Here is a 26302-nt window from a genome sequence, read left to right on the forward strand (position 1 = left end):
GGGTTCTAATTTCCTCACAAGAATTAGAACCCTTTTACAACATTCACTAATCTAAAGCCATTATCTAATAACCATCTTACCACTCCAAGTTTTATCATTTGTACTTGTTATTTTGTACAAATAAATTCCACTAGGTAGGTTCTTTTTATATACTACTATTTCATTTTGTCCTTGTTGTGTATCTCCTTTCATGGTATGAGATGACAATAAATGCCCCCCTACAGTATAAATTTCAAAAGTATATTTTGCATCTTTTTCTTCGAAAAAATACAGTGTTGCCTCACTTTCTATTGGGTTAGGCATTAAAACTGCCTTTTTAGTATCGGCCAGTACATATTCATACTTAGACTCTGTATTATTAAAATCTAAATTAGTAAGGTTTAAAGATTTCTCTTCTGTATTGCCTCTGTTAGTTTTTAATATAAAAGTTAAAACTTTTAAACTAGAGAAATCGGCTACATCTCCAGAGCTATTTTCAAAAACCGCATCTGGCATTGTATAAGTTTGGTTTTCTTCCTCTAATTGTACTTCTGAAATATATTCCTCTCCATTACCCTTTAGTAATTTCACCTCTAAAGTTCCTGTTCCAGAAGCTTCAAAAGATAGGTTTTTGTATTCCGATAAATCTACCGCAAGAAACCTAGGACTAAATGCTCTATACACACCAATATAATCAGTAGTAGTACCAGAAAGTTGAATGTTTCTTTCTACTCTAAAACCATCACCAGTATAAGGCGTTTCGTTTTGTAATACTTCATAGGTATTTATCATGGTTCCATTAGCAGAATCATCTAACCCCCATGGAGCATCCGCTACAAATAAATCATCTGGAGTATCTCCATTACTATTTTCTATTCTAAATCCAAAATCGAATAAGGACCCTGTATTTACGGCTACAGAATCAATATAACCATTTATAGATGCTTGTAAACTTACTGATGTGGTTTCCCCTGTTTCGGTTCTTTTTAAACCACCATCCATAAAAATTTCTTTAGTATTGTTATTGTTTACAACATGCATATTAATTTTTCCATTTTTATAACTAGCAGACTTTACAAATACAGGAGGCGGTGTAGAGCCAGTATAACCTGTAATTTCTGCATTAGCTTCTAATAAGTCTAATATTTCTTCTCCTAAAGAAACTAAATCATCTATAGAGTTAGACCAAACCTGGAAGTTATAATACATGGTGTTATCTTCATATTTATCTATATTCCAGTGCGACTCAATTATGAATTTCTGATTTTCGTCTAATCTTGCGGAGAATGTTAATGCAAATTCAATATTTCCGTCTGCTTGCTTAATTCTAGATTTTATAAAATCTTTTTCTCTAATTTGTATGGTAGATACCGATAATAATTCTGCGCCTAAGAAACGGTCGCAAATAAATTTACTGTGTTCATAAACTTTATTATCCGTCTTAATAACCATTAATGCACTAACTGTCTCCGTATCTTTTAAATAATCTACAGAATAAATATCAGATGCATTTGTAAGTTCTAGCAAATCTGCAGGAGAAGACTCTATAGTGCTAGTCTCCCCAACTATTCCTAGTGGCACCAAGCTATTTAATGGTATTTCTGAAGGGGAAGTTTTACTGCTCTTCTTATAATTAATAGTTTTCTTAACCTTCTTTGCCAATAACTTATCAAACTTATAATTGCTTTTTGCTCTATTATAATTACGCTTACTAATTAAATTCGCTAATCTATCATTACTTTCTAACCCACCAGAGTTACCCCCAGAAGTTATTGTAATTACAGGACAAGCGCTTACACCTGAACAAGAAGGGTCATCACAATCTACCAAACCATCGCCGTCATCATCTAAACCATTTATACAATCTTCCTGTGGCACTGGTGCTGTTGGGCAACGCGCACCATCATTTAAAGAACTTGAAGGGCCAAAAGCAAAAATATTAGAGGAAATTTCCTCACCCTCGATTATATCATGCACATTATTAATAATATATACAGAGCCAGTTTGATTTGCTGAAACATAAAAATTTCCATCTACATCAAAATAAACAGCGCCAAACGTATAATTAAGTCCGGCTAAAATTGGCACCTCTCCTAAGTCTTCTACATCACCAGTTTGCGCAGTAATTCTATAAATATGATTTGTCTTTTTCTCTACTGTATATAATTTTCCATCTACTGCATTAAAAGCCCAATCATGTATGCTAATATTTTTACTTAAAGTTTTTTCTCCTAAGTAATTTACAAGAGGTGTATTATTTAGTAAAGGATTTGGATTTAAATCAATAGAATAATAACTACTCCCCCCTCCTTTTATGTAATAAATACCATCAAGACCTATATCACCTACGTACCTATTCCCAGTATTAGGCAAACCCTCGACAGTATAAATATCGGTAGAGAAATTTTTCCCTATTCTTACAATAGAAATACTTGGTGTAGATAAGTACCCCCATAGATAACCATCTATAGAATTATATGCCGCGGCATTAATATTTCCAGGAGTAACATCTTGCGCCACTAAATAAGAGCTTCCAGATGCTAAATCTAATGCGTAAACATCATTGTATTGAAATAAATAAGCATTAAAATCACAAAAGAAAGGTTCTGATTGTGAGCGAGCATTAAAACTTAACATTACTGTAAATAGCATAAATGCTATATACTTTGTATAAAATTTAGAAAAGTAGTTTTTTTCCATTTTTAAAAGATTTGGGGTTAATCAATTTTAAATAAATGTATGAATTTGTTTATAAGATTTTTCTTACATTTAGATGAATGCTATCTATAACTAGATTAAAACCATTTTATTGTAGACGAATGGATAAACTCCAAAAAAAAAATTATAACCTATGTTAAAATTTAACAATTATTAAAAAAATAGCACTAATTTTATTAATTCGATTTTAAAATGTGACATCCTTTTCCTATTTTACAATTTCTTATCTCAAAATTTTTATATGCATAAAGTTACCCGACTCTTTGATTTCCCTTATTATCAATTAGAAAAATTTAACTTAAAAAAGTCCTTAGTTTCAAAAAAAGATGGAAATTGGATTTTTACTTCTACTCAAGAATATATAGATAAAGCAAATGCCATTAGTAGAGGTCTTTTGCGTTTAGGTGTAAAGCCTAATGACAAAATTGCTGTAATATCCTTAACTAATAGAACCGAGTGGAATATTATAGATGTAGGAGTTTTACAATTAGGTGCTCAAAATGTACCAATTTATCCCACCATTTCTGAAGAAGACTATGCTTATGTTCTTAATCATTCCGAAGCAAAATATTGTTTTGTTTCTTGTAACGAAGTACTTAATAAAGTAAAAGCGGTTAGAAAAGATACACCACATTTAAAAGAAGTTTATTCTTTTGATGATTTATCGGATTGCAAAAGCTGGAATGAAGTTTTAACTCTTGGAAAAGACAATAGTAACCAAAATGAAGTAGAAAACTCTAAAAATGCAGTAAAGCCTGAAGATTTAGCTACATTAATTTACACTTCTGGTACAACAGGAAAACCTAAAGGAGTAATGCTTTCTCACAACAATCTAGTAAGTAATGCCATAGAAAGCTCCGAAAGGTTTCCTATAGAAGATGGTAATACCGTTTCTCTTAGCTTTTTACCCTTATGCCATGTATATGAGCGTATGCTTATTTACTTATACCAATATAGAGGTGTAACTATATATTATGCAGAAGCTATGGATAAGATTAGTGACAACTTAAAAGAAGCTAAACCGCATGTAATGACTGCTGTTCCTAGATTATTAGAAAAAGTATATGATGGTATTATAGCCAAAGGAACGCAACTAACAGGTATTAAAAAGAAACTATTCTTTTGGGCAGTAGAACTGGGACTTACATATGAACCCTATGGGAAAAACGGTTGGTGGTATGAAACAAAATTAAAATTAGCCCGAAAATTAATTTTTAGTAAGTGGAAAGAAGCCTTAGGAGGTAACTTATCTCTTATCGCATCTGGTAGTGCTGCACTACAACCTAGGTTATCTAGAGTATTTAATGCTGCAGAATTTGGTGTCATGGAAGGCTACGGTTTAACAGAAACCTCTCCTGTTGTATCTGTAAACGATATGCGAAAAAAAGGATTTAAAATAGGAACTGTAGGTAAATTAATAGGAAATACAGAAGTTAAAATCGCAGAAGACGGAGAAATTTGCGTTAAAGGCCCACAAGTAATGATGGGATATTACAAGGACCAAGAAAAAACAGATGCTGTAATTAAAGATGGCTATTTTCATACTGGAGATATTGGAGAAATTGATACCAATGGCTTTTTAAAAATTACAGACCGTAAAAAAGAAATGTTTAAAACTTCTGGCGGTAAGTATGTTGCTCCACAATTATTAGAAAACAGATTTAAACAATCTCGCTTTATAGAACAGATTATGGTAGTTGGCGAAGGCGAAAAAATGCCAGCAGCTTTAATTCAGCCTAATTTTGAATTTATTAAGGAATGGGGAAATTTACACCAATTACTTTTAAATAATAATGATGAGATTATTAACAATCAAAAAGTTATTGATCGTATACAAGAAGAAGTAGATTTAGCAAATGCAGATTTTGCTAAATGGGAAAAAGTAAAACAATTTAGACTAACACCAGAGGTATGGAGTATAGATGGCGGACATGTAACCCCTACTCTTAAACTTAAGCGAAAAATTATTAAAGAAAAATACATCTCTTTATATAATGATATATATGGGCATTAAAAATTACAAACCTATGAAGTAAAAAATAAATTACTATTTTTTTTATAATTTACTATGCATGCATAGTAAATTTTTCATATATTTGTTTGCCACCACAAATAAACCATGTATGAAGGAACTTACTATAGACTATGCTCTAAGAGCCACTTGGCAGGCTGTAGCAAGAATGTATAATGAAGAAGCTAAAGAGTTTGAAACCACTATGGCTGTTGGTTTTACTTTATTAAGTATAGACCCAAAAACAGGGACTCCTTCTACTGCCTTAGGACCTAAAATGGGTATGGAAGCAACAAGTCTTTCTAGAATACTTAAAAGTATGCAAGAAAAAGGACTTATAGAACGCAAGCCAAATCCTAATGATGGCAGAGGTGTATTAATACATCTTACAGAATTTGGTCTAGAAAAAAGAACAGATTCTAAAAATGTAGTATTAATTTTTAACGAAGCTGTTAAAAAAAATGTTACTCCAGAACAGTTAAAAAACTTTTTTGAAGTTACAGAAACTATTAACAAGCTTATAGCAGACAAAAAAGTCTATACAAAAGATAATAACATTAATAAATAATAGTAATTTAATGAACAAGCATATTAATAAAGTTGCCGTCATTGGTTCTGGTATAATGGGAAGCGGAATAGCATGCCATTTTGCCAATATTGGAGTAGAAGTTTTGTTATTAGATATTGTTCCTAGAGAACTAAATGATAAAGAAAAAGCAAAAGGACTTACTTTAGAAGACAAAGTAGTAAGAAACCGTTTGGTAAATAACTCGCTTACTGCATCATTAAAATCGAAACCTTCACCTATATATAATCAGAAATTTGCTAGTAGAATTACTACTGGTAACTTAGAAGATGATATTGCTAAAATTGCTAAGGTAGATTGGATTATAGAAGTTGTTGTAGAACGCTTAGATATTAAAAAAATGGTTTTCGAGAATATCGAAAAGCATAGAACCCCCGGAACCTTAATATCTTCAAATACTTCAGGTATTCCAATCCAATTTATGAGTGAAGACCGTAGTGATGATTTTCAAAAACATTTCTGCGGAACTCACTTCTTTAATCCTGCGCGTTACTTAAAATTATTTGAAATAATTCCAGGTCCTAAAACTTCTCCTGAAGTATTAGACTTCTTAAATGGTTATGGAGAACAATTTTTAGGAAAAACATCTGTAATAGCAAAAGACACTCCAGCATTCATTGGTAACCGTATTGGTATTTTTAGTATTCAAAGCTTATTCCATTCTGTAAAAGAATTAGGAATGACGGTTGAAGAGGTAGATAAATTAACTGGTCCTGTAATAGGAAGACCAAAATCTGCCACTTTTAGAACTGTAGATGTTGTTGGTTTAGATACACTTGTTCATGTTGCTAATGGTATACACGAAAATTGTAAAGAAGATGAGCGCTTAGATTTATTTAAACTTCCAGATTTTATTGATACCATGATGGAAAACAAATGGTTAGGAAGTAAATCTGGCCAAGGGTTTTACAAAAAAGTAAAAGGGGATAAAGGAAAAAGTGAAATACTAACTTTAGATTTAGACACGATGGATTATCGTGCTAAAAAAAGTGCAAAATTCGCTACACTTGAGCTTACTAAAACTATAGATAAAGTAGTAGACAGATTTTCTGTTCTTACTGCAGGAAAAGATAAAGCTGGGGAGTTTTACCGTAAAAGTTTTGGAGCCTTATTTGCATACGTATCACATAGAATTCCTGAAATTTCAGATGAATTATATAAAATAGATGACGCTATGAAAGCTGGTTTTGGCTGGGAACATGGTCCTTTTGAAATCTGGGATGCCGTTGGATTAGACAAAGGGTTGGAATTCATAAAGAACGAAAATCAAGATGCTGCAACATGGGTGGCAGATATGAAAGCTGCTGGAATTAATAGTTTTTATACCGTGAAGGAAGGCGCTACCTATTTTTATGATATTCCTTCAAAAGAAATGAAAAAAGTACCAGGACAAGATGCTTTTATCCTATTAGATAACATTAGAAAAACTAAAGAAGTATTTAAAAACAGTGGTGTTGTAATTGAAGATTTAGGAGATGGTATTCTAAATGTAGAATTCCAATCCAAAATGAATACTATTGGTGGTGATGTTTTAGCCGGACTTAATAAAGGTATAGATTTAGCCGAAAAAGATTTTCAAGGTTTAGTAGTTGGTAACCAAGCAGCAAATTTCTCTGTAGGCGCTAATATTGGAATGATTTTTATGATGGCTGTAGAACAAGAATATGATGAGCTAAATATGGCCATTAAAATGTTCCAAGATACCATGATGCGTATGCGCTACTCCTCTATCCCAACTATATCTGCTCCTCATGGTATGACACTTGGTGGTGGTTGCGAACTTTCACTTCATGCAGACAAAGTTGTTGCCGCAGCAGAAACGTACATTGGATTAGTAGAATTTGGTGTTGGCGTTATTCCTGGTGGTGGTGGTTCTAAAGAATTTGCAGTTAGAGCTTCTGATTTATTTAGTAAAGGAGATGTAGAACTTAACGTTCTTCAAGAGTATTTTTTAACTATTGGTATGGCAAAAGTATCTACCTCAGCTTATGAAGCCTATGATTTAGGTATTCTTCAAAAAGGAAAAGATGTTGTTGTAGTAAACAAAGACCGCCAAATAGCAACTGCTAAGGCTCATGCAAAACTAATGGCAGAATCTGGTTACACAAGACCAGTAAAGCGTAAAGACATAAAAGTTTTAGGAAAACAAGCTCTTGGGATGTTCTTAGTAGGAACAGACTCCATGGAAGCTAGTCACTATATAAGTGAGCATGACAAGAAAATTGCAAATAAATTAGCCTATGTAATGGCTGGTGGCGATTTATCGGAACCTACTAGAGTAAACGAACAGTATTTATTAGACTTAGAAAGAGAAGCTTTCTTATCTCTATGTACCGAACGTAAAACTTTAGAGCGTATACAACATATGTTAAAGACAGGAAAACCTCTACGTAATTAAAATTATGAAGCTATTTGCCATTAGCTAGTAGCTGTTGGCACATTTTAATAAACAACATATTGCTAATAGCCAAAAGCTAGTAGCCAAAAGCATAAAAAATGAAACAAGCATATATAGTTAAAGCATATAGAACCGCAGTAGGTAAAGCTCCTAAAGGTGTGTTCCGTTTTAAAAGAACAGATGAGCTAGCAGCAGAAACCATTGAGTACATGATGAAGGAGTTGCCAGATTTTGACAAAAAACGTATTGATGATGTTATTGTTGGAAATGCAATGCCTGAAGGTTCTCAGGGGCTAAACATGGCAAGACTTATTTCTTTAATGGGTTTAGATATTGTAGATGTTCCTGGAGTAACTGTAAATCGTTTTTGTTCTTCTGGAATAGAAACTATTGGTATAGCCACTGCTAAAATTCAAGCTGGTATGGCAGATTGTATTATTGCTGGTGGTGCAGAAAGCATGAGTTCTGTTCCTATGACAGGGAATAAGCCTGAACTAAATTATGATTTAGTAAAAGCTGGTCATGAAGATTATTATTGGGGAATGGGAAACACTGCTGAGGCCGTAGCAAATCAATTTAAAGTTTCTCGTGAAGACCAAGATGAATTTGCCTACAATTCGCACATGAAAGCATTAAAAGCGCAAGCCGAAGACCGTTTCCAAGACCAAATTGTTCCTATTGACGTAGAACAAATTTATATTGATGCAAACGGAAAAAAAGCATCCAAAAAATACACTGTAACAAAAGATGAAGGTCCTAGAAAAGGAACTTCTAAAGAAGTTTTAGGAAAGCTAAGAGCTGTTTTTGCTGCTGGTGGTAGTGTTACCGCAGGTAACTCTTCCCAAATGAGTGATGGTGCTGCCTTTGTAATGGTAATGAGTGAAGATATGGTGAAAGAACTAAACCTAGAGCCCATTGCTCGTTTAGTAAACTATGCAGCTGCTGGTGTAGAGCCGAGAATTATGGGAATTGGTCCTGTAAAAGCTATTCCAAAAGCATTAAAACAAGCAGGTTTAAAACAAGAAGATATTGAGCTAATTGAGCTTAACGAAGCCTTTGCTTCACAATCCCTAGCGGTAATGCGAGAATTAAACCTTAACCAAGATATTGTAAATGTTAATGGTGGCGCAATTGCCTTAGGGCATCCGCTTGGTTGCACTGGTGCCAAATTATCCGTGCAGTTGTTTGATGAGATGCGTAAACGTAACATGCAAGGAAAATATGGGATGGTTACCATGTGCGTTGGAACAGGGCAAGGCGCTGCAGGAATTTTTGAGTTTTTAAAATAGAACCAAAATTTAGTAGAAAAGCAGTTTCTATACCTTCTAATATTTTGATGGTACTAGCAAAAGCTCTGATAAACATTTTAGTAATTATTTAGAACATAGTTTAGGCTCTGCCTTTGAATGGGAAGTGCAATTAAATGTTACTTAAAATGAAAAGTATCTACCTAAAGAAAAGTTCATTGCATTAGAACAAAGAATAAAAGAAATACAAAAAATGATATTGAGTTTCAAATCTAGATTACAATAAAATCTTAATTCTTGACTCTATAATCTAAAAATCTAAATAAAAATGGCAACAGAAGAAAAAGACATACTAAGAGGAGGACAGTTCCTTGTAAAAGAAACACATTGCGATGATATTTTTACGCTTGAGGATTTAACCGAAGAGCACAAAATGATGCGCGATAGTACCAAAGAATTTGTTGATAGAGAGCTTTGGGCACATTGGGAGCGTTTTGAGAAAAAAGACTATGCGTACACCGAAGAAACTATGCGAAAAGCTGGAGAACTTGGTTTATTAAGTATTGCAGTACCACAAGCCTATGGCGGAATGGGAATGGGTTTTGTTTCTACGATGTTAGTGTGTGATTATATTTCTGGAGCTACAGGTTCTTTTAGTACTGCTTTTGGAGCACATACAGGAATTGGCACTATGCCTATTACACTTTACGGTACTGAGGAACAAAAACAAAAGTATGTTCCAAAATTAGCTTCTGGTGAATGGTTTGGAGCATATTGTTTAACAGAACCTGGTGCTGGTTCTGATGCTAACTCAGGAAAAACTAAAGCAGTTTTATCTGAAGATGGCAAACATTATAGCATTTCTGGTCAAAAAATGTGGATATCTAATGCAGGCTTTTGTAGCGTATTTATTGTTTTTGCTAGAATAGAAGATGATAAAAATATTACTGGTTTTATTGTAGAAAATGACCCTAGTAATGGAATTACGTTAGGAGACGAAGAGAAGAAATTAGGAATACACTCCTCCTCTACTCGTCAGGTGTTCTTTAATGAAACTAAAGTTCCGGTAGAAAATATGCTTTCTACTAGAGGAAACGGGTTTAAAATAGCAATGAATGCACTTAATGTAGGACGTATTAAATTAGCGGCTGCTTGTTTAGATGCACAACGTAGAGTAATTGGCGAAGCTACAAACTATGCTAATGAGCGCATGCAATTTAAAACTCCAATTATAAACTTTGGAGCTATAAAAGCTAAAATTGCAAATATGGCTACTAATTGCTACGCAGGAGAATCTGCTAGTTATAGAGCTGCTAAGAATATAGAAGACAGAATTGCTTTAAGAGAAGCTGCAGGTAACTCGCACCAAGAAGCAGAACTTAAAGGTGTTGAAGAATATGCTATTGAATGTTCTATTCTTAAAGTAGCGGTTTCTGAAGATGTACAAAATTGTACCGACGAAGGAATTCAGATATTTGGCGGAATGGGATTCTCTGCAGATACTCCTATGGAATCTGCTTGGAGAGATGCTAGAATTGCTCGTATTTACGAAGGCACAAACGAGATTAACAGAATGTTAGCTGTAGGAATGCTGGTTAAAAAAGCAATGAAAGGTCATGTAGATTTATTAGGACCTGCAACAGCGGTTGGCGAAGAATTAATGGGGATACCTTCTTTTGATGCTCCAGACTTTTCTGAACTTTTTGCAGAAGAAAAAGATTTAATAAAAAGATTAAAAAAGGTATTTTTAATGGTTGCTGGCTCTGCGGTTCAAAAATTTGGACCAGAATTAGAAAATCACCAGCAATTAATGCTATCTGCTTCTGATATTTTAATTGAAATTTACATGGCAGAATCTACCATATTAAGAACAGAAAAAAATGCAAAACGTTTTGGCGAGGATGCACAAGCAACCCAAATAGCAATGTCTAAACTATATTTATACACCGCTGTAGATACAATTGTTCAAAAAGGAAAAGAAGCAATTGTTTCCTTTGCAGAAGGGGATGAACAACGCATGATGCTTATGGGGCTTAAACGTTTTACAAAATATACTAACCAACCTAACGTAGTAGCTTTACGCACGCAAATTGCAGATAAAGTAGCTGCAGATAATGGTTATACCTTTAGCTAATTCAAATAGAAAACTGTGGTTTTCGAATAGAAGAAAAACCGTTCCAAATTGGAACGGTTTTTTTATTTTTTAACGGAATTCAGGGATATAAAATACATTTAAAGACGCTATTTTTGACCATATCAAAAAAATTAAAATGAAAAAATTAAAAGGGATCCTTAGTATTTATCTAGTAATACTAGCCACCTATTCTTGTGGTGATAAAAAAAATGAAAACGCTAAAGAATCTACTACTTCTACAGAGGTAAATTCTAATATTAGTGAAGATAAAAAACAAGCATATATTAATAAATATAATGCATATGTAGCCGTATGGAATAAAGTTAGCCCAAGAGTAGAACGTTCTTACAATACCGTTTTTAATACTATCAATGATAAAACAGGAAAGCCATTAAAAGAGCAAAAAAATTACTATATAACCACTATTAATGAAAGTAGTGTAATAGAAAACCTAAAAAAAACTATTAATGATGAACCAAAAATTAAAGAGTTAGATGCTCTTGGACCTCAACTTATCTCTTCTTACAATGAATTAATAAAACCTCTACAACAGCTTAGCGATTACTATAAATTACAATCTTATAAGGATGATGATTTTAAAAAGGCAACTGAATTATATTCTAAAGTAAGAAAACCTTTAAACGAATTTATGCAAGTAAACACCAAATTAGGCAATGCGGTACAAATAATTGATAACAGAATATCTGTAGAAGCTATTGCAGAATATAAAGAAAATAATCAAATGCTACTTTTTAATAAAAGCATGATTATTCAAAGCATAAAAAAAAGTAGTACTCCACTTTATAACATTACCTTGGATGAATATGAAACTATTGACATAGAAGAATTTAAAAGTAATCTTAAAGATGTTATTAATTATTATACTGCTTTTAAAAAACTTGCTAATAACAAAGCTATTGTTAAAGAAGAATTAAATATAAGTAGACCCTCGCCTTTTATTATGTACTACAGATCTATAGACGATTATATAAAAACGGCAAGAGGTTTTGTAGAAATTCTAGAGGACCCTAAGGAATATGAGAAAATTAAAAAGCAATTACAGTATATGAAACAAAACCCAACTATTAATAGCCATGAAAAATTGCTAAAGAAAGCAGAAAGTGTAATAAATTTTTCTAATAGCTTAAAATAGGGGTTTTTGTTTATTCTAATAGTATTAAAATTTGTTTAACTAATTAGAAAACATAAACAATATGATAGAAAATAAAACATCTCAAGAAAAAAAATGGATTCAAACAATTCTAATAAGTTTATTTTTTATCAGTCTAGGGTATGTTTTATTTGAAAAATATAAGCCTTTAAAAAAATACTTTGAAACAAATAAAGAAGACAAAACCAAGGATTCTCATGAATATCATAAAAATCTAAATTTTGATTATGGAAGCATTTCCGACAGCATTTATTGTAACAATTATTTTAAGTTTCAAATTGCAATTCCCAAAGGTTATGATGGTAAGTATAAGAAATATGATTATATAGAAAAAAACATCTATGAAAGAGACTCTATTCCTATTAGCCCAAGATTAGCAAAAGATATAGAGAATTGTAATTTACTACTTATAGAGCCGCATTTAATTAAAGTAGATTGGCTTAAAAGTTTCAAAGAAACTGGTAGTATAGAAGATTTTGAAAAATACAACTCAAAAAAAATAAAAAGAGATTTTATCGGCACTGATTGTCAATTAACTATTCGCGTTCATAATCTTTATGAAGCTTCCTTAGATAGTTATATTAAACAATTTAAAAATTTACATAACCCCAATTATGGGATCCCGAAAACGAAAACAATATCTGGCATAGATTTTAGAGAATATCACGGAGTAGAATCCCATGGTGGCCCTATTCAAGAAGTACATTTTAAACTACTAGGCGGAAAAAACAAAAATATTATTTCTTATAATACGCAAATACATGACTTTGCATTTAGTATAGATATATTCTACACCACTAAAAAACAAAAAAAACATTTATTAAAAATTGTAGAAAACATGTCCTTTTTTAAATAAAAAAAGAGCCCTAAATGTTTTAAGTTTAGGGCTCAATAATTATATAATATTAACTTATTTTTTCTAAAATTTGTTGTTCATCATTCTTTTTAGAAACGAGGTCCACATAGTCCCTATTAATCTATAAAATGATACAAAAAAAGTAAAAAAGACTATTTGATGCCTAAAATCAATGATTTGGTATATTCTTTATATTAATATTAGAATATTTTGGTGCTATAAAAATTTATAGCATGAATATATTTATAAAAATTGTTGCCTTTTTCATATGTTTTTCCGTTTTCTCAAAAGACATATATGTCTCAAAAAATGGAAATGATTCTAATCCGGGAACACTAGAGTCTCCATATTTAACAATTTCTAAAGCAGCTAGTGTTGCTGTAGCAGGAGACATAGTTTATATAAGAGAAGGTACTTATGAAGAAACATTATCCCCAGCAAATTCTGGAGAAAATGGAAACCCTATTACATTTCAAGGCTATCAAGAAGAAAAAGTTATTATAACAACTATGCAAGCTCTTAATAATTGGACAGAAGAAGGGGCCGGAATTTATAAAACAACAGTTACTTGGGATTTAAATCAAAGAAACTTTGTGATGAATGGTACTGATGCTCTTGATTTAGCTCGTTGGCCTAATAACATAGACAGTGATAGGTTTACATTAAACTCCTTAAGAAATGATGGTGGAAGTCAAGATGAAGTATCTACAAATGCTTTTTTAACAGATAGTGAAATACCTAATTGGGATTGGTCTAATGGAGGTTCTCTTGTTTTCTATGGAGACCGACCTGGCTCTGGATGGACTACCTGGAGAGCTTGGATAAAAAGCAGCACAACAGGAAGAATAAATTTTGATGCAGTTAAAAACCAATCCTGGATTATTTCTGCACACCCTCCTGGTGATTTAGGTGATTATTACCTAGAAGGAATAAAAGAAGCATTAGATTATGAAAATGAATGGTATTTTGATACTGCATCAAAAGAATTATTTATTAAACTTCCAAATGGAGCTGTTCCTGTAGATGGAGAAGTTAAAATGGCACGAAGAGAAAGAACCATAGACCTATCAAACAAGAATCATATTACAATAAATAATTTAGCCGTTTTTGGAGGCACCATAGAAATTACTGGCAATGGAAATAGATTATACGGTGTTTCTAGTTTTTATGGAAGTATGACTAGAGGTATAAACCCAAATTTTAATTCTGGAGTAAACGCAATTAATGTAGGGTGGAATGCCGAAAACACTACAATAGAAAAATGTGAAGTTGGTTTTGGCGATGGTACCGGTATTTGGGACTCTGGATTAGGAACAACTATAATTAATTGTTACGTTCATGACTTTGATTTTTTAGGTTCTTATGACGCTCCTTTAATGGTTAGAGGACAGAACAATGCAAAAGTATTAAACAATACTGTTACAAGAGGTGGTAGAGATGCACTGCAAATAATATCTAAAGGTTCTGAAGTAGCTTGGAACGATTTTTCACACAGTAATTTAATTGCAGATGATTGCGCTTTATTATATACAATTGGTGAAAATTTAGATATGGAAATTCATCATAATTGGTTTCATGATGCGCAAGGGCGAGGTGATTTAAAAAAAGCAGCTGGAATATATTTAGATAATAGCGCTGGAGATGTTCGTGTCTCTAGGAATGTAGTTTGGAATGTAGAGTGGACCGCAATACAAATTAATTGGGATGGAACAAACATAGATATTTTTAATAACACTTTAGTTAAAACAGACGGTGGAACAATGGGTGCGTGGCATAAAGAAGGAACCCAATTTACGAATGTTAAAGTATGGAATAACGTTACAGACAAACACGCTGTTAATAACCAAGGGAACCAAGAAACAGAGGCTACTTGGGAACCACAATCCGATAAACAAAATAACCTAGTTAGTAATACTATTTTTAAAGATTATGCTAATAATGACTTTTTATTAAAAGAAAATTCTGAAGCAATTGATTTTGGTAGAGAAATTGTTGGCTACACAGAAAATTTTAACGGTGCTAATCCTGATGCTGGAGCATACGAATTTGGAGGCGATGTATGGAAACCAGGTGTAGATTGGAATATAGCTGCTGGGCCTACCAATAAATGTTATGGACTTCCAGGTGAAGGCTGTGTAGCTAAAGTAATCTCTCAAGATAATTTTAAAGTACTTGTTACTGGTGAAACATGTAGTAAAAATAATGATGGTAGCATTTTAATTACAGCTATTAAAAATTTAAATTATAAAGCAACAATTACAGGAGATATAACTACATCTAAAGACTTTACTAATACTATAGAGTTTGAAAATTTAGCAGCAGGTAATTATAATATTTGTATAACTATGGACGCCGATTCAGATTTTGAACAATGTTTTGATCTTGTTGTAAGCGAACCAGATACTTTTGAATTTAGCGCAAAAGTATCTTCTAATAACAAACAAGTTAATTTAAAACTTAAAGGAGGAGAACTTTTTAGAATTCATTTAAATGATGTAATTACTGTTACAGATAAAAAAAATATAACTCTAAATCTTAAGAATGGAGAGAATAATTTAGTTATAAAAACGGATAAAGATTGTCAAGGAATTCACGAACAAAAAATTTTTATACGAGAAAATAATTTCACTATTTATCCAAATCCTATCGAAGACCTATTAAATATTGAAACCAATATTGAGTACGAAAAAATAAATGTTACCATATACAATCTTTCTGGAAAATTAATCCTGAGCAAAAACTTTACAAAAAGTAATTCTACACCAATTTCCATAAACATATCTAACCTACCTGCAGGTATGTACATGGTAAAATATAACTACAATGGAAATAGTAAAATAGTTAACTTGATTAAAAAATAAAAAGATGAAAAAAATAATTATTATATGTACGGTATTATCTGGTTATTTATTAATGATGAGTTGCGGAGGGAGCAAAAATGATACTATTGAACCTGAATTACCAGCTAAACCACCAGAAGCTTCTGTTTTAATATTTCCACTAAAAGATGAAATTTGTACAACTGGCGAGTTTATATCGGATATAGAAAGTGAAGTTGAGTTTGAATGGAATACCTCAGTAAATACGAATTCTTATGAGGTTGTCCTAAAAGATTTAAATACAAATAATGAAACAGCTATAGCTACTAATAACACAAAAATTAAAATTACTTTAAAACAAAATAACCCATATACTTGGAAAGTAATATCTAAATCTAATAAAACAAATGAAACTGCTATTAGTGAGGAATGGCGATTATATAATGCCTCGCAGGGAATAAAAAACTATGCTCCTTTCCCTGCTAAATTAGTAATGCCCGAGAATGAAAATACTATTATTGGAACAAGTACAAATTTAGAGTGGCAAGGGGTAGATGCAGACGGAGCTAATGATATAGAATTATATGATATTTTTTTAGGAACAGAAAACCCTCCAATAACACTTTTGAATACCACTACCGAATCAGAAATCACTAGTGGTACTTTAAGCTCTGGAACCTATTATTGGTATATTATAACTACCGATAAATCTGGAAATAAAACAACATCCCAAATAAATAATTTTACAGTAAACTAAAATATCTAGTAAATTTCCCTATAGCAAGCCCACGATGCATTTTTAAGGAATACGTTTTAAAACTTTATTGTTGACAGGCAAGAGTAAGCCTCAAGCTATTAAACATTATATAGAATAAAAAAAAGAGATTCTTTTAAAATTCAAAGAATCTCTTTTTCTAAATTTAATAAAATTAATATTAACTTATTTTTTCTAAAATTTGTTGTTCATCATTCTTTTTAGAAAAAAGAATAGCACATTCTATCATTGCTAAATGTGAGTATGCTTGCGGGAAATTCCCTAATAACCTTTTTGTTTTAAAGTCTATATCTTCACTAAACAACCCAAGATGATTACTGTATCCAAGTAATTTATTAAATAGAGCTAAGGCTTTCTCCTCCTCGCCTATTTTAAACAAACTATTTATAAACCAAAAAGTACATATGGTAAAAGAAGAAGATGGTAATCCAAAATCGTCTTCATTTTTGTATCTATATAATAAACCATCATTACTAAGTTCCTTTTCTATAGCTTTTACAGTACTCACAAACTTAGGGTCTTTAGCTTCAATAAAACCATAAGATTCCATTAATAAAACACTAGCATCTAAATCTTTAGAACCATAAGATTGCACAAAAGATTCTACCTCAGAATTCCATGCATTTGCATGAATATCTTCTTTTATTTCTTTTTCTAGTGCTTTCCAAGTTTCAATTTTATGTGTTTTACCTAAAATATCTGCTGTCTTTATTGCTCTATCTATAGCCACCCAACAAAGAACTTTTGAGAAGGTAAAGTGCCTATCTTCTGCTCTAAATTCCCAAATACCTTTATCTGCTTCTTTCCAGTGTTTATTAACTATCCATACAATACCTTTTGTAATTCCCCAAAGTTCTTCTCCATTATCAATGTCAGTACCAAATTTTACTAATTGGGCATGAATAACATCCATTAATATACCATAAATATCATTCTGCGTTTGTTTGTAAGCGGCATTACCAATACGTACTGGTTTAGATCCTTTATACCCATCTAAGTGGTCTAAAGTTTCTTCTGTAAGCTTTTTTTGCTTATTAATACCGTACATAATTTGAAGATTTTCATCCTTATCTGGCATTAAGTCTATAATAAACTGTAGGTATCTTTTTGCTGAATTTTTATGTCCAAGTTCTGATACTACTTTTATTACCATAGATGCATCTCTAATCCAACAAAAACGATAATCCCAGTTACGCACCTCGCCTATTGTTTCTGGTAAAGAAGTAGTTACAGCTGCTAAAACTGCTCCTGTTTTATCATAGGTTAACATTTTTAATGTCATTGCGCTACGTATTATTTGCGCATTAAACTTACTATACGTTGGTGTGCGATCTACCCAGTTTAACCAATATATTTTTGTGCGCTCTAATTCTAAATAAACTTTATGTAAATCTGGCACAAAAAGTTTTTCGTTATAAGAAATTAAAAAATACCCATCTCTTTGCAGTAACATTTCTTCACCATTTAGCACTGCATTCTTGTCAAATGAAGTGTACATAAACATAGTATCAAACTGTTCTTGATTGGTAAGACTTACAATAAAATCATCCTTAACATAAGAATTAGTAATCCCCTTTGCGTATTCTAATTTAGGGTCATATTTTACAGAAAAATGTGGTCTTCCAAATTTATGTTTTATATATCTAATTACCTCAGGAGGAGCATGGTACTCTTCTTTATTTTTATAATACCTTGGCATAAAATCATGCACTTCAAAAGCATCATCTCCATTACTATACGTTGTAATTAAAATACACGTTTGTGGTTCATAATTTTGCGAAATAGAATAGGTTTCATCTACTAATATTTCAAAACTTCCGCCTTTTTTATCATCTAATATTTTAGCAAAAACAGAAGAAGAATCAAACTCTGGTAAACAGCACCAATCTAAAGATCCTGTGTTAGAAATGATAGCCGCGCTTCTACAATTTCCAATTATTCCGTAATTTAAGTTGTCCATATATTCATATTAAAGTAAGTTTGATAGTATATTATCGTAATTGTAAGAAAAATAGTATAATTTAATTTAAAAAACAATCCATGGGTAAAACTATAATAATTTCTAATAGACTGCCAGTACAATTGCAAATTTCTGAAGGAGGAATTGTAGCAACCCCAAGTGTCGGAGGACTTGCTACTGGAATGAAATCTATACATAATAGCGGTAAAAGCCTATGGATAGGGTGGTCTGGGCTTACAGATGAAGAAACTCCGGAAGAATTAAACGATGCTATAAATAATGCTTTAGAAAAACATAATTGCTCTAAGGTAAATCTTTCGCAAGAAGAAATGGAAGGGTATTATTTTGGTTTTAGTAATAGAACTATATGGCCACTATTTCATTACTTCATGGAATATACAGAGTTTGAACTTAGTTTTTGGGAGTCTTACAAATCTGTAAATCAGAAATTTGCAGACGCAATTCTAGAAAATTCTGATGAAGATGATATTATATGGGTACATGATTACCAATTAATGTTGGTACCACAAATGATAAAAGAAAAAAGACCTAATGCTGTAATAGGCTTCTTTTTACACATACCTTTCCCTTCCTACGAAATATTTAGAACACTTCCTTGGCGTGAAGAACTATTAACAGGCTTACTAGGCTCCGATTTAATAGGTTTTCATACGTACGATTATGAAAGACACTTTTTAAGCTCTGTACGTAGATTATTAGGACTTGAGGTTAGTTTTAATGATATAAATGTTGGTAATAGAGTAGTTAAAGTAGATTCTTTCCCTATGGGAATAGATTACAAAAAATTTAGAGATGCGGCAATTGCACACAATGCATTAGCTCCAGAAAACCGTTCTGTACTGCAAAAAAGATTAGACGACCATAAAATATCTGCACCAGATACCAAATTAATTTTATCCATAGATAGGTTAGATTATAGTAAAGGTATTGCAAAGCGTATTAGTGCTTTTGAATATTTTTTAAACAAATATCCAGAATATAAAGAAAAAGTACGTTTGGTTATTTTGGCGGTTCCTTCTAGGTCTAATGTACCACAATACCAATTACTCAAAAAAGAAGTAGACGAGCTTGTAGGGCGCTTAAATGGAGAGTTATCTACCGTTAACTGGACACCAATTTGGTACTTTTACCGCTCCATGCCTTTTAAAAATTTAATAGATTTATATATATCTAGTGATATTGCATGGCTAACTCCTTTAAGAGATGGTATGAACCTTGTTGCCAAAGAATACATTGCAACCAGAATAGATAAAACTGGTGTTCTTATTTTAAGTGAAATGGCTGGTTCTGCTTATGAAATGAATGAAGCATTACTTATTAACCCTAATAATTTTGAACACCAAGCTACAACATTAAAAAAAGCTATTACAATGCCTAAAAAAGAGCAAATGGCGCGTAATATGTTTTTACAAAAAAGATTAGAACGCTATAATGTTGAAGTTTGGGCACAAGAATTTATGAAAGCCCTACACAACCAAATAGAAAATAATGACGCTTTTGTTTCTAAAAAAATTAATGATACCATTCTTTCTAAAATTACTACGAAATATAAAAATGCTACAAACAGACTTGTATTTTTAGACTATGATGGTACTTTAGCAGATTTTCATAACGACCCACAGCAAGCATCTCCGGATGATGCCTTGTACGAGATTTTAGATAAAATACACCATCAAAAAAATACAACCTTATTCTTAATAAGCGGTAGAGACAAACAAACGTTTACAAAATGGTTTTTACCTAAAAAATACAATATGATTGTGGAGCATGGGGTTTGGATTTCTAGAAACGGTGAGGAGTTTTCTTTACTAGAGAACGTAAAATCGGACTGGATGCATAAAATTAAACCTGTACTAGAATCTTTTGTAGACCGTACTCCAGGTTCTTTTATTGAAGAAAAAAATTACTCCCTTGCTTGGCACTACCGTAATACCGACCCAGATTTTGGAGAAAAACGTGCAACAGAGCTTAATACGGTATTAACCAGCCTTACCAGCAATGATAGTCTTAGTGTTTTAAATGGTAATAAAGTAATGGAAGTTAAAAGTAGTAATGTAAACAAAGGAAGAGCCGCAGTACGTATGTTAAGCGAAGATAATTATGATTTTGTTTTTGCTATGGGAGATGATTGGACCGATGAGTATATGTTTGAGGAACTTCCAGAAAGCACAGTATCTGTAAAAGTAGGAAGGCAAAAAACACAAGCCAAGTACTTTATTGAAAATACAAAAAAGGTAAGAGAACTAATAGGAAAATTTGCAGAATAAAAAAGCATACATATTAGTAATCTTAATTTTTTCTCAATTTGCCTGCACTTCTTTATGGTTTGCAGGCAACTCCATTTTAGAACCTTTAATGGTGCAAACTGGTTTGGGAATAGAAATTATGGGATATGTACTATCTTCAGTACAATTAGGCTTTATTATTGGTACTCTAGTATTTGCAACTTTTATGGTTGCAGATAGATTTTCGCCCTCTAAAGTATTTTTTGTCTGTGCACTCTTAGGTGCTTTATGCAATTATAGTTTATTACTAGGAATCTTAACTAAATGGCATTTATTAGCGGCAAGGTTTGGTACCGGTTTTTTCTTAGCTGGCATATACCCTGTAGGCATGAAAATAGCATCAGACTATTATGAAAAAGGATTAGGAAAAGCCTTAGGGTATTTAGTTGGCGCTTTAGTTTTTGGTACTTCTTTTCCTTTTTTTCTTTCCAATTTCATACCGCAAGAAGAGTATACTATTGTTATACAAACCACAACATTTATGGCAATTTTTGGAGGAGTATTAATATACTTTTTGGTTCCAAATGGTCCTTACCGTACCGCAAGTAGTTCCTTACAATTAACAGCTAGCTATCAGCTATTTAAAAACATAAAATTTAGAAAAGTTGCTTTTGGGTATTTTGGCCACATGTGGGAGCTATATGCCTTCTGGGCTTTTACTCCCCTTGCTATAAAAACGTATAACACACTACAAAACACTAATTTACCTATTTCATTACTTACTGGAATAATAATAGCTTTAGGAGGACTTTCCTGTATTTTAGGTGGAATAATTTCACAATACAAGGGTAGTTATAAGGTAGCAGTAAATGCCCTTATAGGCTCTGCTATTTTTTGTTTATTATCTCCTTTATTTTTTAAATCTCCCCCTATTATCTTTATTATTGGTTGGTGTATTTGGGGCATGGCCGTAACAGCAGATTCTCCTCAATTCTCTAACTTAGTCGCACAAGCAGTACCCAGTAATTTAAAAGGAACAGCACTTACCATTGTAAACTGTATTGGTTTTACTATAACTATTTTTAGTATTGAGCTACTTTCTAAATTGTCTAGTGTAATGAATGCTAATTATTTGTTTTTGTTACTTGCTTTAGGTCCAATTATTGGTATTTTTAATCTTAAAATAAATACGAACTAATTTTTGCAAAATGAAAAATGTATTCTTGTTACTAGCTTTAATAATGTGCTTCAATATACAAGCGCAAGGATTGTTAACTCCTAAAAACAATTTTACAGAACAAGATACATTACGAGGTAGCATAACTCCTGAAAGAGTTTGGTGGGATTTAAACTATTACCATCTAAAATTAAAAGTACAACCAGATAAAAAATATATTAACGGCAGTAATTTAATTAGATATAAAGTTTTAGACCAAAAACAAATACTTCAGATAGATTTACAACCGCCATTAAAAATTGAAAAAGTTACCCAAGATGGTAAAAAATTAAAGATAACCTCTAATGGTAATGCCCATTTTATATCTCTTCAAAAAAAACAAAAAATAGGAGATTACAACGAAATTATAGTTTATTATTCCGGGCACCCAAAAGAAGCCGTAAGAGCTCCTTGGGACGGAGGATTTTCATGGAAAAAAGATACAAACGGAAAACATTTTATAGCTACTAGTTGCCAAGGTTTAGGAGCTAGCGTATGGTGGCCAAATAAAGACCATATGTATGATGAAGTGGATAGTATGGCTATAAGTGTTACCGTTCCTAAAGGACTTATAGATGTTTCTAATGGCAGATTAAGAAAAATAGAAGAGCACAAAAATACAAACACCTACCATTGGTTTGTAAGCAACCCAATTAACAACTATGGGGTTAATGTAAATATTGCTGATTACGTTAATTTTAGTGAAGTATATAACGGAGAAAAAGGAAAATTAGATATGGATTATTACGTACTGCGTGATAATCTAGAAAAAGCAAAAGTACATTTTACCGATGCTCTAAAAATGATGGAAGCATTTGAACATTGGTTTGGCCCCTACCCTTTTTATGAAGATAGTTTTAAACTAGTAGAAGTACCTTATTTAGGAATGGAGCACCAAAGCTCTGTAACCTACGGTAACAAATACAAAAAAGGCTATTTGGGTAGAGATTTATCTGGTAGTGGCTGGGGTTTAAAGTTCGATTTTTTAATAATCCATGAAGCAGGTCATGAATGGTTTGCTAATAATATTACGAATAAAGATATTGCAGACATGTGGATCCACGAAGGGTTTACTTGTTATTCTGAAAACTTGTTTCTAGACTACTATCACGGTACTAAAGCGGCCGAAGAATATGTTATTGGCCTACGTAAAAACATTGCAAATGACAAACCCATTATTGGTACTTATAATGTAAATAAAGAAGGCTCTAAAGACATGTATTACAAAGGTGCAAATATGCTACATACACTAAGGCAACTTGTAAATGATGATGTTTTATGGCGAAAAATATTAAGAGGGTTAAATAAAGAATTTTATCATGCCACCGTAACCACGCAACAAATAGAAGATTACTTGTGCAAACACACCCAAAAAGATTTAACATATTTCTTTGACCAATATTTACGCACTGCAAAAATACCAGAGCTAGAGTATGTTATAAAAAAGAATGCTTTAACCTATAAGTATACAAATGTAGTGCCTGAATTTACAATGCCTATAAAAGTATTTATTAATGGAGAGGAAAAATGGTTGCATGTATCTAAAAACTGGGAAACCACTAAAGTAGATAAAGTTATTACCGACATAAAAATAGATCCCAATTTTTATATTACAACAAAAGAAATTGAAGAAAATTAACAACAAAACTTATATTGTTTCATTGCAGTAAGAAAAAACTTTTTCTTTTTGGTTATTCCTCTTAAATTCTTATTTTTAATTAACCATTAATACATATGCATGTCCGTTATTTATATAGAACCCTTTTATCATAAAAAAGAAGCCCAAATAGCGTTTCGTTTTAAATATAATAATGAGATAAAAGAATATATAAAGCAACTAAAAAATCTTAGTTGGAGTAATACCAATAAAACATTTTACTTAAAAAATACCCCAACTAATAAAATATTAGTATATAATCATTTAAAAAATACTCCTTGGATAGTAGACTATAGTGCTTTTAAGAAAAATACTGTACTTGTAAAACCTACTTTAACACAAGAAAGACTGGCCTTTTTTAATGATTTTAAAAAGTTTTTAGTAGGAAAAAGATATAGCGAAAGTACCATTGGTGTATATTCTGGTTTTGTTTATGATTTTTTAGCATTTTTAAAAAATACAAACCTTAAAGAGCTTACAAACAAACATGTAGAACTTTTTGTAGAAGAGGTTATTGTAGCCAAAGCATATTCTATAAGTACGCATAGGCAATTAATAAGCGCATTAAAACAATTTACGTTGTTTTATCCAGAAACTGCAATAACTGATTTAGAATTAAAAAGACCTAAAAAAAGTAAAAAACTACCATTGGTACTTTCGCAGGAAGAAGTTATAGATTTAATACGTTGTACTAAAAACTTAAAACATAGAGCTATATTAGGACTGCTCTATTCTGCCGGAATGCGTATAGGAGAACTTACAAATCTTAAATTAAGAAATATACATGTAGACCGTAAGCAAATATTTATAGAAAACGGAAAAGGAAGAAAAGACCGTTATGTTGTACTTGCGGATAGTTTTATGCCTCTTCTAAAAAATTATTTTACCACCTATAAACCTACCACCTATTTTGTGGAAGGTAATGTAGGAAATCCCTATTCTGAAAGTAGTATTCGTAAATTTTTACAACGTTCTTGTAAAGCAGCAGGAATTAGTAAACATGTAACTCCGCATACATTACGGCATTCATACGCCACACATTTATTAGAAAACGGAATAGGTTTACGACATATACAAGAATTACTTGGGCATTCTAAACCCGAAACAACAATGATTTATACTCATGTTACAAAAAAGGATTTATTAGATATTAGAAGTCCTTTAGACATTATAGTAAACCAATTAACAAAAACCAATAAACGAGAACAAAATGTCCTTTTATCCCGAAATTTATAGGGGATATATTGGAATATTGTTCTCGATATAACAAGTTAGCAGCAACTTAAACAGAATTTTGGGAATATTTAGTTTTATAAAGAAAAAAGAAAAACCTCAATTATCGCCTAAACAAACGATTAAGCGAATAATTGAGTATATGCCTAAAATATACGAAGAGCATAGACAATTTAAAAACAGTAAAGAGTTCTTTGAACAAAATGAGTTTGGTCTTTCTCTTGAAAGTCTTGTTGAACTTGCTGATGAAACAGGACATTATTTCTCTGAAGAATTTTGGGATCAACTAGCAAATTCTGCGCGAAAAATGAAAATGGACAAAATTGCGGAATATTGCGATAACCAATCAAAACGAAATATAACTGAACTTGGATTTAAAATCCCTTTTGGCTGGACCGAAATTAAATCTGCAGAAAACGTTTTTCAAGCTAATATTTCAGAAAAATTAAAAAAAGAATGGAACTCTAAAAGAAGGGTAAAAGACAAAGTAGACAAACTTCTAAATAAAAATGGTGTTCACTTAAAATCAAGAGGACGTGGAGGACATATTTATTACGTTGAAAACGGAAAATTAGCAGAATTCGAATGGGAATTAGAAGTTGGAGGGATCAGATTATGGTTTGAGTCTGAAAGCAAGTGGTGTTTACCTACGGAATCTGAATTAAAAAAAGAAGATAAAAAAAGAATTAAAAATTCCATTGTTGAATGGGCTAAACAAAAAAAAGAGATAATTAAGTTTGACTAAAAAGAAGCTGCTAATCGAGTAGACGGCTCTCCCCATAATTGAGGAGAGTGCGCCTCTCACACCACCGTACGTACGGGTCTCGTATACGGCGGTTCACCAAATTGAAGTTTGCTTATTATTAATGTAATCTATCAAAGGTTTATACCCTTTTCGTTTTAGTCTAGAAACGGTAATGGTAGTTCTTAGAATTGGACTTTGGGCGACTGCCCAGCCTCCCATTCTAGTTCTACTCCAAGCATAAGCTTGTCCTTCTTCTATACCTAAGCAGATTAGGTTTTTTCGTTTCCGCTCTAGTTTCTTCCAATCATGCCAAATGCAATATCGTAACCGATTTCGTAACCATTCATCTAGCTTTTTAACTTTTGCATAGATGTTGGTTAGGCGGTAATTATTCATCCAACCGCTACAGACATCGTTTAGTCGATCCAGACGTTCTAGTAACGACATGGGTTTGGTTTTCTTGGTAATACTTTTGAGGGTACGCTTTAACTTTGCCCAACTTTTCTTGGCTACTACTAATTGGTACTGTCCTTTTATTCCCTTTTTATAGA

The 26302-nt window shown here is 32.1% G+C and carries 17 protein-coding genes; 14 read left to right on the top strand and 3 right to left on the bottom strand.

Features of this window, described 5'->3' with window-relative positions; translation table 11 throughout:
- Positions 1-60 precede the first annotated feature (60 nt).
- Positions 61-2679, bottom strand: coding sequence for a T9SS type A sorting domain-containing protein (locus Q0820_RS07730; protein ID WP_298486665.1), 2619 nt, complete (start codon positions 2677-2679; stop codon positions 61-63).
- A gap of 259 nt (positions 2680-2938) precedes the next feature.
- Here Q0820_RS07730 and Q0820_RS07735 point away from each other — a divergent pair, with 259 nt between their 5' ends.
- From Q0820_RS07735 to Q0820_RS07775, 9 genes are all read left to right on the top strand, one after another.
- On the top strand, positions 2939-4711 hold the full coding sequence (locus Q0820_RS07735) for a long-chain fatty acid--CoA ligase (protein ID WP_298486666.1): 1773 nt from the start codon (positions 2939-2941) through the stop codon (positions 4709-4711).
- A 109-nt stretch (positions 4712-4820) separates the two neighbouring features.
- Positions 4821-5276: a MarR family transcriptional regulator gene (locus Q0820_RS07740; protein WP_298486667.1), complete on the top strand. Its 456-nt coding sequence runs from the start codon at positions 4821-4823 to the stop codon at positions 5274-5276.
- A gap of 10 nt (positions 5277-5286) precedes the next feature.
- The gene (locus Q0820_RS07745) at positions 5287-7692 is read left to right on the top strand and encodes a 3-hydroxyacyl-CoA dehydrogenase/enoyl-CoA hydratase family protein (RefSeq protein ID WP_298486668.1); all 2406 of its coding nucleotides are present in this window, start codon (positions 5287-5289) and stop codon (positions 7690-7692) included.
- 98 nt (positions 7693-7790) lie between these two features.
- Entirely contained in the window at positions 7791-8981 is a 1191-nt protein-coding gene (locus tag Q0820_RS07750; RefSeq protein WP_298486670.1) for an acetyl-CoA C-acyltransferase, read from the top strand.
- A 286-nt stretch (positions 8982-9267) separates the two neighbouring features.
- The gene (locus tag Q0820_RS07755; protein ID WP_298486671.1) at positions 9268-11073 is read left to right on the top strand and encodes an acyl-CoA dehydrogenase family protein; all 1806 of its coding nucleotides are present in this window, start codon (positions 9268-9270) and stop codon (positions 11071-11073) included.
- 136 nt (positions 11074-11209) lie between these two features.
- Complete coding sequence (locus tag Q0820_RS07760; protein ID WP_298486673.1) at positions 11210-12226, top strand: DUF3829 domain-containing protein; 1017 nt, start codon at positions 11210-11212, stop codon at positions 12224-12226.
- A gap of 61 nt (positions 12227-12287) precedes the next feature.
- Positions 12288-13100 carry a hypothetical protein gene (locus Q0820_RS07765; RefSeq protein ID WP_298486675.1) on the top strand — a complete coding sequence of 271 codons (813 nt, stop codon included), beginning with the start codon at positions 12288-12290 and terminating at the stop codon, positions 13098-13100.
- 233 nt (positions 13101-13333) lie between these two features.
- Positions 13334-15961: a T9SS type A sorting domain-containing protein gene (locus Q0820_RS07770; RefSeq protein ID WP_298486677.1), complete on the top strand. Its 2628-nt coding sequence runs from the start codon at positions 13334-13336 to the stop codon at positions 15959-15961.
- Positions 15962-15965: 4 nt separating this feature from the next.
- Complete coding sequence (locus tag Q0820_RS07775) at positions 15966-16676, top strand: hypothetical protein (RefSeq protein WP_298486679.1); 711 nt, start codon at positions 15966-15968, stop codon at positions 16674-16676.
- Positions 16677-16854: 178 nt separating this feature from the next.
- Here Q0820_RS07775 and Q0820_RS07780 read toward each other — a convergent pair whose 3' ends face one another.
- Entirely contained in the window at positions 16855-18654 is a 1800-nt protein-coding gene (locus tag Q0820_RS07780) for a glycoside hydrolase family 15 protein (protein WP_298486681.1), read from the bottom strand.
- Between the two features lie 80 nt (positions 18655-18734).
- On the opposite strand from Q0820_RS07780, the gene Q0820_RS07785 reads away from it, so the two are divergent.
- The 5 genes from Q0820_RS07785 to Q0820_RS07805 all read left to right on the top strand — a co-directional run bounded on the left by Q0820_RS07785 (position 18735) and on the right by Q0820_RS07805 (position 25751).
- Positions 18735-20942: a bifunctional alpha,alpha-trehalose-phosphate synthase (UDP-forming)/trehalose-phosphatase gene (locus Q0820_RS07785; RefSeq protein WP_298486683.1), complete on the top strand. Its 2208-nt coding sequence runs from the start codon at positions 18735-18737 to the stop codon at positions 20940-20942.
- Complete coding sequence (locus tag Q0820_RS07790; RefSeq protein WP_298486685.1) at positions 20932-22098, top strand: MFS transporter; 1167 nt, start codon at positions 20932-20934, stop codon at positions 22096-22098. Before Q0820_RS07785 ends, Q0820_RS07790 begins: the two co-directional genes overlap by 11 nt.
- A 10-nt stretch (positions 22099-22108) precedes the next feature.
- A complete protein-coding gene (locus Q0820_RS07795) occupies positions 22109-23755 on the top strand; it encodes a M1 family metallopeptidase (protein WP_298486687.1) in 1647 nt (548 codons plus the stop codon).
- Between the two features lie 99 nt (positions 23756-23854).
- The gene (locus Q0820_RS07800) at positions 23855-25009 is read left to right on the top strand and encodes a tyrosine-type recombinase/integrase (RefSeq protein ID WP_298486690.1); all 1155 of its coding nucleotides are present in this window, start codon (positions 23855-23857) and stop codon (positions 25007-25009) included.
- A gap of 58 nt (positions 25010-25067) precedes the next feature.
- Complete coding sequence (locus Q0820_RS07805) at positions 25068-25751, top strand: hypothetical protein (RefSeq protein WP_298486692.1); 684 nt, start codon at positions 25068-25070, stop codon at positions 25749-25751.
- A 93-nt stretch (positions 25752-25844) separates the two neighbouring features.
- Here Q0820_RS07805 and Q0820_RS07810 read toward each other — a convergent pair.
- On the bottom strand, positions 25845-26302 hold a 458-nt coding region (locus Q0820_RS07810), incomplete at its 5' end, for a group II intron maturase-specific domain-containing protein (RefSeq protein WP_298486694.1).

This window comes from uncultured Maribacter sp., assembly GCF_947495965.1.
In the GTDB taxonomy this organism is placed as follows: Bacteria; Bacteroidota; Bacteroidia; order Flavobacteriales; family Flavobacteriaceae; genus Maribacter_B.